The sequence below is a fragment of the Microbacterium sp. zg.Y909 genome (assembly GCF_024626565.1).
Genome location: NZ_JANJFJ010000144.1, coordinates 1 through 10,441 on the forward strand (window position 1 = coordinate 1; position 10,441 = coordinate 10,441).

Below are 10,441 nucleotides of genomic sequence, written 5' to 3' on the forward strand. Positions count from 1 at the left end.
AGGTGCAGCAGCGGCTTCTGCAGGGCATCGAGGCCGGCGATCCACATCTTGGCGGGGCTGAAGGTGTGCATCCACGCGATGATGCCGATGACGTCGTCGCGGGCGTTCACCTCGAGGGCGAGGCGACGGATGCTGTCGGAGTCCTTCAGCACGGGCTTCCAGACCACGCGCACCGGCAGGTCGGACAACCCGGCGACGACGGCCTGGGACTGGTCGGCGACCTGGCGCAGGGTCTCTTCGCCGTACAGGTTCTGACTGCCGGTGACGAACCAGACCTCGTAGGCGTCGAGGGAGGTGGAGAGGGCCATGGTGTTCCTTCGGTTGCGGTTCAGAGTGCCGCGACGGCGGCGGCCTCGATGGCCAGGCCGGCGCGGTAGCGGTCGAGGTAGGTCGCGAAGCCCGCGACGTCGGCGGGGTCGGGCTGGGCGACGGTGACGTCGGCTCCGGCGAAGACGTGGCGGTCGAGGTAGGTTGCGAGGTCGGTGGCGGGCGCGTGGCCCAGGTAGGCGGCCAGCACGGCGATGCCCCAAGCGCCGCCTTCGGCTGCGGTGTCGCCCACGGCGACGGGGGCCCCGAGTGCGCCGGCGAGGAAGCGCTGGGCGACGCCCGCGGTGCGGAACATGCCTCCGTGGGCGAACATGCGATCCAGCGCCACGCCCTCGGCGTCGAGCACCCGCATGCCGAGGGCGAGGGTGCCGAAGACTCCGTACAGCTGCGCGCGCATCGCGTTCGCGAGGGTGAACGTGCTGTCGGGGGTGCGGACGAACAGCGGGCGGCCCTCGTCGAGGCCTGCGATCGGCTCGCCCGCGAGGTGGTTGTAGGCGATGAGGCCGCCCGCGTCGGCGTCTCCGGCCAGTGCCTCGCGGAACAGCGTCTCGTATACGGCATCCGCGTCGAGGGGCTGCCCGGCGGCCTCGGCGAAGCGCGCGAACATCGCCGCCCAGGCGGCCAGCTCGCTCGCGCCGTTGTTGCAGTGCACCATGGCGACAGGGTCACCGGCGGGGGTCGTGACGAGGTCGAGCTCGTGGTGCGTGCGGGCCAGCGGCCGCTCGAGCACGACCATCGCGAAGATGCTCGTGCCGGCGCTGACGTTGCCGGTGCGGGGTGCGACGGCGCCCGTCGCGACCATGCCGGTGCCGGCGTCGCCCTCGGGCGGGCAGAGCGGGATGCCGGGGCGCAAGGCCCCGGTGGGGTCGAGCAGAGCCGCGCCCTCGGCGGTGAGGTCGCCGGCGGGCGTGCCCGCCATGAGCACCTCGGGCAGCAGGGCGGCGAGGTCGAGACCCGTGCCGAGGCCGGCGAAGCGCGCCAGCAGGTCGGGGGCGTATCCGCCCGTCGCCGCGTCGATCGGGAACATGCCCGACGCGTCGCCGATGCCCAGCACCCGACGGCCGGTGAGACGCCAGTGCACGTAGCCGGCGAGCGTCGTGAAGAAGTCGATCTGCGGCACGTGCGGCTCGTCATCGAGCACGGCCTGATAGAGGTGGGCGATCGACCAGCGGTGCGGGATGTTGACCTCGAACAGCTCGGTGAGCGCGGCCACCGCGGGGCCCGTGTTCGTGTTGCGCCAGGTGCGGAACGGCACCAGAAGCCCACCGGCGGCGTCGAAGGCCAGGTAGCCGTGCATCATCGCCGAGACGCCGATCGCGCCGAAGGTGTCGGGCACGACGCCATAACGGGCCTGCACGTCGGCGACGAGGTCGGCGTAGGCCGCCTGCAGCCCCGACCAGACGTCCTCGAGGGAGTAGGTCCACAGGCGCTCCTCGAAGCGGTTCTCCCACTCATGGCTGCCGACGGCGAGCACGTCGGTGGGGTTCTCGCCGACGAGGCAGGCCTTGATGCGGGTCGATCCGAACTCGATGCCGAGCGAGGTGCGGCCGGCACGGATGGCTTCGGCGAGGGGCGGCTCGTTCATCAGTGTCTGGTCTCCACCCTCTTCACGGAAGAGGGCCTGCGCCCCCTTGAGCACCAACATGTTACCGGTAAAGACCCGCGTCGCCGCCTGGGTGCGGAGCTACTCGCGCTTCTTGCTCACCGCTCTCTGCAGCAACACGAAGATGAGCAGGATGCCACCGGTGATGATGGTCGTCATCTCGGGGCGGATGCCGCCGTCGCGGGTGATCAGCACGTTCATGAGCCCCAGCACGAGGGCTCCCACCACCGAGCCGAGGACGTACCCGAAGCCGCCGGTCAGCAGCGTGCCGCCGATCACGGTGGCCGCGATCGCGTCGAGCTCCCAGCCGATGCCGGTGATGTTCTGCGCGCTGCCGAGGCGCGATGTGTAGACCACCGCCGCGACCCCGGAAAGGGAGCCGCTGATGACGTACACGAGCATCTTGGTCCGCGGCACCGGCAGTCCCATGAGCGCCGAAGAGTTCTCGGAGCCGCCGATCGCGTAGACGGTGCGCCCGGCGCGGGTGCGGTGCAGCACGAAGAAGGCTGCGAGTACGACGACGAGCGCGATGATCACCCCGGGTGAGACGACGAGGTCATTGACCTTCGGCCCGTCGATCACCTTGATCTGGGTCCCGAGCGCGCGGATCGGCGAATCGTCGCCGAGCCGCTCGGGCACGGTGCTGAGCAGCGACGCGAGGCCCCGGCCGAGGAACATCATCGCCAGCGTCGCAATGAACGGCTGCACGTTGAAGTACTGCACCAGGGTGCCGCTGATCAGACCCGAGACGGTGCCGATGAGGATCATCAGCACGATGACCATCCCGGGGTTCCAGCCCGCGTTGGACAGCATCACACCGGCCACGCTCGAGAGCGCAATGACGGCGCCGACCGAAAGGTCGATGCCTCCGGTGAGGATCACGAACGTCATGCCGACCGCGATGATGATCAGGTGCGCGTTGTTGATCAGCAGGTTCGACAGCGTGCTGTACTGCACGATGCGTCCGTACGACAGTTCTCCGAAGACGACCATGGCGACGAAGATCGTGATCGCGGCCACGGTCGGCAGCACCGAGGGGTTCGAGGTGACGACGCGGCGAACCGATCCGGCGAACCGGGCGAAGCCGGAAGGCCCGGTCGGCGCGCCCGTCGGGCGGCTGTCGACGGCGGTCATACCGCCACCTCCTGTTCGGTGCGAGCCGGGCTCGGCGACGGGGCCTTCGGGGGGCGCCTCCGCTGCACGAACCAGCCGCGCACCCGCTCGGACTGCAGCAGGCAGAGCACCACGATCACGATGGCCTTGAACGCGGGGGTCGCCGAGGACGAGATCCCGAGGAACAGCACCGTCTTGTCGAGCGTCGCGATCAGCAGCGCGCCCACCGCCGCTCCGCCGATCGAGAACTTGCCTCCGGCCAGCGACGTGCCGCCGATGACGACCGCCAGGATGGCGTCCAGCTCCAGTTGATAGCCGGTGCGGCTGACGTCCACCGTCATGACCGTTCCCACCGACATCACCCCGGCGATGCCGGCCAGCACGCCGCTGGCGATGTAGACCGTGAGCAGCAGGCCGCGGGGCTTGATCCCGGCCATCCTGCTCGCCTTCGGGTTGATCCCGATCGCCTCGATCATGAGCCCGAGTGCGCTACGACGCACGATCAGCCCGACTACGACGACGATGGCGATGGCGAGGAAGAACACCACGGGCAGCCCGATGAGGTAGCCGTTGGCGATCCACCGGAAGGGGGCGCTGGATGCCGATGTGTTCTGCCCCGAGGTGATCACCTTCGCCAGTCCTCGCCCTGCGAGCATGAGGATGAGGGTGCTGATGAAGGGCTGCAGCCCGACGTACGCCACGAGCACACCGTTCACCGCGCCCAGCACGGCGCTCACGATCAGCGCCAGGCCGACGGCCGCCAGTGCGACGCCGACCGACTCGGAGTCGCCGGCAGCCTTCATGAACTCCATCGAGACGGCACCCGCGACGGCCATGACGGAGCCGACGGAGAGGTCGATGCCGCCGGTGGCGATCACCAGCGACATCCCGACGGCGATCATGAGGATCGGCGCGGCGGCGCGCAGGATGTCGATGACGTTGCCCACGAGGTTGCCGTTGGTGGGGTTGATCGACAGGGCGAGGTACCCCGGGTCCTTGAGGACGTTCAGCAGCAGCAGCACGAGGATGGCGACGATTCCCCAGACGAAGGGCTTGCGCATGAGTTCGCGCAGCGCATCGGATCGGGCAGCGCTCATGACCGGTCCCCCGACCCGTCGGGCTGATCCCCCGGGGAGGCGGCTTGGAGCCCGTCTTCGGCATCCACCAGGCCACGATCGACGGCAGCCGCGACGCCGTGCGCGGCGATGATGTCGACGACCCGCTCGGCGGTCACCTCCGGTCCGTTCACGATCTCACCGATCTTCTGATGGTCTTTCAGCACCACGATCCTCTCGCTGAGACGCACGACTTCCTCCAGCTCCGAGGAGATGAAGACCACCGAGACGCCGGTCTCGGCGAGGTCGGCGACCGCTTCCTGGATCTCCGCCTTGGCGCCGACGTCGATGCCCCGCGTGGGCTCGTCGAGGATCAGCACCTCGGGGTTCGTCGCCAGCCAGCGACCGAGCAGCACCTTCTGCTGGTTGCCGCCCGACAGGTTGCGGATGAGACGGTTCGGGTCCGCCGGGCGCACGTTGAGGGCGGTGATGTACTTCTGGACGATCTCGTCCTTCTCCCGGCGCGACAGCGGCCGGGCCCATCCCCGCTCCGCCTGCACGGCGAGGACGATGTTCTCCCGCACGGTCAGGTCCGCGATGATCCCCTCGTCGCGACGGTTCTCCGTGGAGAAGGCGATGTGGTGGGCCAGGCCGTCGGCGGGGGTCTTCAGATCGACCCGGCGACCGTGCACGGTGATCTCCCCCTGGTCGGCACGGTCAGCACCGAACAGCAGCCGCGCAAGCTCCGTGCGCCCCGACCCGAGCAGGCCGGCGAAGCCGACGACCTCGCCCCGGTGAACGGTCAGATCGGTCGGCTCGATCGCCCCGCGCCTGCCGAGACCCTGTGCGGTCAGCACGGGTTCCTCGGCGGCATGGTCGCGCCGTTCGACGCGGCGGTTTCCGCCGAGGGAGTTCAGCGTGTCGAGGTCCTTGCCGATCATCTTCGAGATCAGCGACCGGCGGTCGAGCTCCAGGGTTGCGTATTCCCCCTCGTAACGTCCGTTGCGCAGGATCGTCATGCGGTCGCTGATCGCGTAGACCTGGTCGAGGAAGTGGGAGACGAACAGGATGGCCACGCCCTGATCCCGGAGCGCCCGGATCACCCGGAAGAGGCCCTCGACTTCTGCGGCATCCAGGCTCGACGTCGGTTCGTCGAGGATGAGGACCTTCGCCTTGACGGCCATGGCGCGGCTGATGGCGACGAGCTGCTGCACCGCGATCGAGAGCGTGGACAGCGGCCTGCGGGTGTCGAGGTCGCCGAGCCCCAGCTTCTCGAGCGCCTCGGTCGCCGCCTTGTGCGTGGCGCGCCAGTTGATTCCGAACGGCCCGCGCACTTCGTGCCCGAGCATCACGTTCTCGCCGATCGAGAGATTGGTCACGAGGTTGACCTCTTGATAGACCGTGGAGATGCCGGCCGCCTGGGCGTCGCTGGTGCCGTGGAGCTGACGCTCCTCCCCGCTGACGGCGATCGACCCTGAGTCGATCCGGTAGACCCCCGTCAGCGCTTTGATCAGGGTCGACTTACCGGCGCCGTTCTCCCCCATCAGCGCATGGACTTCGCCCGGGAAGAGACGGAAGTCCACGCCGTCCAGCGCTTTGACCCCCGGGAACTCGATGGAGATGTCGCGCATCTGCACGACCGGCAGTTCTTCACTCATGGCTTCGCATCCTGTGATCGGCCGCGGTGACGACCAGGGCTGTCGACCGCGGTGCGGGGCCTGATCCGGCCCCGCACCGCATGTCCATGACTCTGAGGTGGGCGACAGCGCGCCCGGCGCTCAGTACTGGCGGTCGGCCAGCACGCTGTCGGCTGCCTCAGGCGAGTCGAACGCGGTGCTGGGGACGATGATGTACGACTCGACGTCGGCACCTTCCAGCGCCTTCGTGACGACGTCCAGCGCGGTGTCTCCGAACAGCGGGTTGTACTCGTGCACGAAGCTCAGCTGCCCAGCGGCGAGGGCTTCCATGGCGGCACGGGTGCCGTCGATGGTGGCGATCTTGACGTCGACGCCGGGCGTCAGGCCCGCCTCTTCGACGGCCTGCGCCGCACCGAGTCCCATCTCGTCGTTCTGCGCGAAGATCAGCTGGATGTCGTTGCCGTTGGCCTTGAGGAGGGTCTCGGTGACGCTCTTGCCCTCCTCAGCCGACCAGTTGGCCGTCTGCGCCGCGACCTTCACGAGCCCGGAGCCTTCGACTGCGGCATCCCAGCCCTCGTTGCGCTCGTTGACGACGCCGACGCCGGCCGGACCCTCGAGGACGATGTAGTTGCCGCCGTCGGGGAACTGCGACACCGCCCAGTCGCCGACAGCCTCCGCGACGACGACGTTGTCCGGCGCGATGCGCGTGACGTACAGGCTGGTGTCGTCGGGTTCGATGCCCCGGTCGAGCAAGACCACCGGGATCTCGGCTTCCTGGGCACGCTTGAGCGAGTCCTCCCATCCGGACGCCTCCGTCGCCGACAGCAGGATGACGTCGACGCCCTCGTCCACGAAGGACGTGAACGCGTCGATCTGCGACTTCTGGTCGAGGTTCGTGGCCGGCGCGTACCTGAGGTCGTATCCGGCGTCCTCAGTGAACGTGGACTGGACGTTCTTCTCGTTGGCCTCGCGCCAGGCTCCCTCTGGACCCACCGCGACGAAGCCCACCGTGACCAGATCGCCGTCACCGCCGGCACCGGCGTCACCGCCATCGCCGCCCCCCGCGCAGCCGGCCAGCCCCAGAGCCAGGGCCCCCGCCCCGACGAATCCCAGCAGATTGAGCATCCGCTTCTTGTGTGCCATTTCTCCTCCTTGAGACTTCGGCGTGCACCCGTTGAAGTGAAAAGACGTGCCCGAAAGCACGCTCGGGTATGTGTGCGCCTCAACTGTGCGCGCTAACATCCCCTACCACAAGTGGGCGATTTCGATTCGTTACGCTCTCGTTACCGCGCGCCCGCCTCGCGCCCGCCTCGCGCCCGCCTCGCGCCCCAGGCCAGTTCTCACGCGGACGGACGCGCCGTCGAGCTCCGCACGATCAGCTTGGGCTCGATCATGTCGTGCTGCACGTGAGCGTCGCCGTCGATCGCGGCGATGATCTGCTGCAGGGCGAGTTCGCCGAGTGCGGCGAACTCCTGTCGCACGGTCGTCAGGGGTGGCAGAAAGTGGCGCGCATCCGGCAGATCGTCGAAGCCGACGACACTGATGTCCTGCGGAACGCGCAGTCCCTGCTCCCAGAGCCCGTGCACGAAACCGAGGGCCATCTGGTCGTTGGCGGCGAACACGGCGGTCACGCCGTTGGGTTCGAAGTCCCGACCGATCGCGTAGCCGAAGTCCGACGTCCAGTCGCCCGAGATCGACTTCGGAATGGGCAGCCCGGCGAGCGCGAGCGCGTCGCGCCACCCGCCCTCCCGCTCGCGGGCGTCGTACCAGTCCAGCGGCCCCGACAGATGAAGGACCGACCGGTGCCCCCGCTCGATGAGGTGGGTGACGGCGAGCGTCGCGCCGGCGCGCTGGTCGACAGCGACCGAGTGCCAGACATCATCCTGCTCGGCCTTCACGACGATGGTCGGCAGCCCGGTGCTCTGCTGCCGGAGGATGTCCAGCGACGAGGCCCGCGGAGCGATGACGCACAGGGCATCGACCCCCTGCGTGACCAGTTCGACGACGCCGTCGTTGATCTGCGACTGCTCGTCGTCGGAGATCGAGAACGCGCTGATCGCATACCCGACCTGTCGCGCCGCACCCTCGAGCGCGCGCAGCGTGCTGTTGGGGCCGTACTGCAGCGGAGCATCCACGAGCACGCCGATGCGCATCGCTCGGCGCGTCGCGAGCGCACGCGCGATCGAGCTGCGTGTGTAGTTCATCTCGTCGATCGCCTGGAGCACCCGCCCGCGCGTGGAGTCACGGATGTTCGGGTGCCCGTTGAGCACGCGCGAGACGGTCATGTGCGAGACACCCGCCTGCTTCGCCACGTCGTAGATGCTCGGCCGCTGCCGGCCGCGATTCAGGTCGTTCACTTTCACCTCCGGCAGCACAAGCATGGTGGGTGCCGGAGTCCACCGCCACTTCGGGGGCTGACGGCGCCCGAGAGACGCTCGCGGACTCAGGGTGCGGGTCGCTTTGCCGTCGCTCGCGGCGCGTCACGCCGGGCCTGGTCTCAACGGCGTCGAGATATGCCTGGAACGACATGATTGTCCTCTTCACTCCCTGGTTCGTCGACGGCTGATCTGGCCGCGGCGTTCCCTCCCCACTGGGCGTGGTCACGCGGTTATCCACAATGGTGGCTTGGCCTGGGGTTTGTGACGCTCTCAATGTCGGAGGGGGTCACCAGAATCGGGGTATGAACACCTCCCCGGTCATCGGTTCGATCGCCACCTCGATTGGCACTGCCTCGCGCGGCGCGGTGATCTCCGGCGTGGAAGAGACGCGCCAGGCGATCGCGGCACTGCAGTCGGAAGAGCTGCAGTGGCTGGCCCGGGCGGAGGCGATCGCCGCGGAGGAGACCGCGCACATCCCGTCGAGTGAGGGGCGGGAACGCGAGATGCCGCGGCGCGGAATGGCCGCGGAACTTGCGGCGGTGATGCGGCGATCGGACCGGGGCATGCAGGAACGCATGCGCGACGCGGCGGTGCTGGTGGAGGGGTTCCCGGCGACGCTCGGGGCTCTCGAAGCGGGCCGGATCGACGTGGCGCATGTGCGGGTGATCCAGGATGCCGGCGCCCGCATCACCGACCCCGACGCCCGGGCCAGATTCGAGCAGGCCGCGCTGGTGGTCGCCGAGCGGGAGACACCGGGGCGGGCGAAACCGATCATCCTGATGCTCGCCCAGAAGCTCGACCCGATGCCGCTGGAAGAACGGCACGCCGAAGCGGCGGCCGGGCGGCGGGTATGGGTGCGCGACCTCGACGACGGCATGGCGGAACTGGCCGCGTTGCTACCGGCACCGCTGGCGTACGCGATCAAGGACCGGCTCACCGCGCACGCGCGGGAGATCATCGCGGCGGCGCGGGCCGGCGCGGATGGCGCGGATGGCGAGGGCACGGAGGGCACCGCCGACGTCATCGCGACCGACCACCGCACCACCGACCAGGTCCGCGCCGATGTGCTGGCCGACCTGCTCCTCACCGGGCACGCCACCGCGCCGGTGTCCGCCGGCAGCATCCCCGAGACCGCCGCGATCACCGCACACGTGCAGATCACCATCCCCGCGGCGACCCTGACCGGTGAAGGCATCGAACCCGCCGAACTCGTCGGATACGGGCCCATCGACCCCGACACCGCCCGGCACCTCGCTGCGACCGCCGACGTGTGGGAACGGCTGTTCACCTCCCCCACCACCGGGGCGGTGCTGCAGGTCGATACCTACCGCCCCAGCGTGCAGATGCGCCGGCTCCTCGACGCGAGGGACGAGCACTGCCGGTTCCCCGGCTGCCGAAGACCAGCCCGCCACTGCGACGGCGACCACACCATCGACGCCGCGCTCGGCGGACCGACCCGGGTCACCAATCTCGCCAACCTCTGCCCCGGCCGACATCACCCCGTCAAACACGGGACCGCCTGGAGCGTCGTGCAGAAACCCGACGGCATCCTCCAATGGACCAGCCCCACCGGACGCGTCTACGTCGATGTCCCCCGCCGGGTGCTGGAGTTCATGGCCCTCACCGCCGCGGAAGAACCCGCACCGTTCTGAGCGATCGCCGCACAGCCCGGCGCCCGCCAGAGGTCAGCGCTCACTGTCAGCGCTCAAGAGTCGCGTGGCGTTCACGCGATGGCGGTGCGACGGGTGAGGTCCGGATGCCGCGGCGGCACGAGCCACGACACGATCGCGATCGCCAGCGGCAGGCCCACGGCCAGGAGGGCGAGCCACAACCACGGCAGGTCGGCGAGCTGCGGCGGGTTGTAGGTGTTCTGGCTGGCGAGCACGAGGCCCCACACCGGCAGGATGCCGGCTACCGCGCCCGTCACGGTGCCGAGCCCCGTGATCACGAGCGCTTGCCACAGCGCGATGCCGCGGCGCAGGCGCCGGCTGCCTCCGACGGCGGCGAGCGTCGCGTCATCGGGGCGGCGCTCGACGCGCGCAAGCCCGAGGGCGACGGCACTGGCGGCGACCACGAGCACGCCCGTCGCGCCGAGGATGAGCCACAGCCAGCCGGCGGGGGCGGACGGGCCGCTCTCGAGCTGAGGCCACAGGTAGACGTCGGGGTTCATGCGCGACGCGGCCTCGGCGTCGGCGCGCAACCGGTCCAATGCCGTGACCGACAGGGGCTCGTCGTAGGCGGCGACGAGGGTGAAGCCGCCGTAGCCGATGCCGAGGCGGTCGGCCGTCTGCGACGAGACGACCACGGCCCAGGGCAAGGCCACGGGCG

Annotated in this window: 8 protein-coding genes and 1 pseudogene; 1 reads left to right on the forward strand and 8 read right to left on the reverse strand. The window is 69.5% G+C overall.

Features of this window, described 5'->3' with window-relative positions; all coding sequences use genetic code 11:
- The 7 genes and pseudogenes from NQ160_RS11760 to NQ160_RS11790 form a co-directional block, all read right to left on the reverse strand.
- A pseudogene (locus tag NQ160_RS11760) lies at window positions 1-308 on the reverse strand (L-arabinose isomerase); the annotation flags it as partial.
- Between the two features lie 20 nt (window positions 309-328).
- On the reverse strand, window positions 329-1,912 hold the full coding sequence (locus NQ160_RS11765) for a xylulokinase (protein ID WP_257515429.1): 1,584 nt from the start codon (window positions 1,910-1,912) through the stop codon (window positions 329-331).
- A 99-nt stretch (window positions 1,913-2,011) separates the two neighbouring features.
- The gene (locus tag NQ160_RS11770; RefSeq protein WP_257515423.1) at window positions 2,012-3,064 is read right to left on the reverse strand and encodes an ABC transporter permease; all 1,053 of its coding nucleotides are present in this window, start codon (window positions 3,062-3,064) and stop codon (window positions 2,012-2,014) included.
- Complete coding sequence (locus NQ160_RS11775) at window positions 3,061-4,140, reverse strand: ABC transporter permease (protein ID WP_257515424.1); 1,080 nt, start codon at window positions 4,138-4,140, stop codon at window positions 3,061-3,063. Before NQ160_RS11775 ends, NQ160_RS11770 begins: the two co-directional genes overlap by 4 nt.
- On the reverse strand, window positions 4,137-5,756 hold the full coding sequence (locus NQ160_RS11780) for a sugar ABC transporter ATP-binding protein (RefSeq protein ID WP_257515425.1): 1,620 nt from the start codon (window positions 5,754-5,756) through the stop codon (window positions 4,137-4,139). Before NQ160_RS11780 ends, NQ160_RS11775 begins: the two co-directional genes overlap by 4 nt.
- 120 nt (window positions 5,757-5,876) lie before the next feature.
- On the reverse strand, window positions 5,877-6,878 hold the full coding sequence (locus tag NQ160_RS11785) for an ABC transporter substrate-binding protein (protein ID WP_257515426.1): 1,002 nt from the start codon (window positions 6,876-6,878) through the stop codon (window positions 5,877-5,879).
- Window positions 6,879-7,075: 197 nt separating this feature from the next.
- The gene (locus tag NQ160_RS11790) at window positions 7,076-8,092 is read right to left on the reverse strand and encodes a LacI family DNA-binding transcriptional regulator (RefSeq protein WP_257515427.1); all 1,017 of its coding nucleotides are present in this window, start codon (window positions 8,090-8,092) and stop codon (window positions 7,076-7,078) included.
- A gap of 323 nt (window positions 8,093-8,415) precedes the next feature.
- Between NQ160_RS11790 and NQ160_RS11795 the strand changes: the two genes are divergently transcribed.
- Window positions 8,416-9,765 carry an HNH endonuclease signature motif containing protein gene (locus NQ160_RS11795; protein ID WP_257515428.1) on the forward strand — a complete coding sequence of 450 codons (1,350 nt, stop codon included), beginning with the start codon at window positions 8,416-8,418 and terminating at the stop codon, window positions 9,763-9,765.
- 71 nt (window positions 9,766-9,836) lie between these two features.
- Here NQ160_RS11795 and NQ160_RS11800 read toward each other — a convergent pair.
- Window positions 9,837-10,441, reverse strand: a 605-nt coding sequence (locus tag NQ160_RS11800; RefSeq protein ID WP_306853231.1) for an FtsX-like permease family protein, incomplete at its 5' end; no start/stop codon positions are given.

Coding starts and splice junctions, on each gene's coding strand:
- NQ160_RS11775 (WP_257515424.1), bottom strand. CDS start 4,140: ATGAGCGCTGCCCGATCCGATGCGCTGCGCGAACTCATGCGCAAGCCC.
- NQ160_RS11785 (WP_257515426.1), bottom strand. CDS start 6,878: ATGGCACACAAGAAGCGGATGCTCAATCTGCTGGGATTCGTCGGGGCG.
- NQ160_RS11795 (WP_257515428.1), top strand. CDS start 8,416: ATGAACACCTCCCCGGTCATCGGTTCGATCGCCACCTCGATTGGCACT.
- NQ160_RS11780 (WP_257515425.1), bottom strand. CDS start 5,756: ATGAGTGAAGAACTGCCGGTCGTGCAGATGCGCGACATCTCCATCGAG.
- NQ160_RS11765 (WP_257515429.1), bottom strand. CDS start 1,912: ATGAACGAGCCGCCCCTCGCCGAAGCCATCCGTGCCGGCCGCACCTCG.
- NQ160_RS11770 (WP_257515423.1), bottom strand. CDS start 3,064: ATGACCGCCGTCGACAGCCGCCCGACGGGCGCGCCGACCGGGCCTTCC.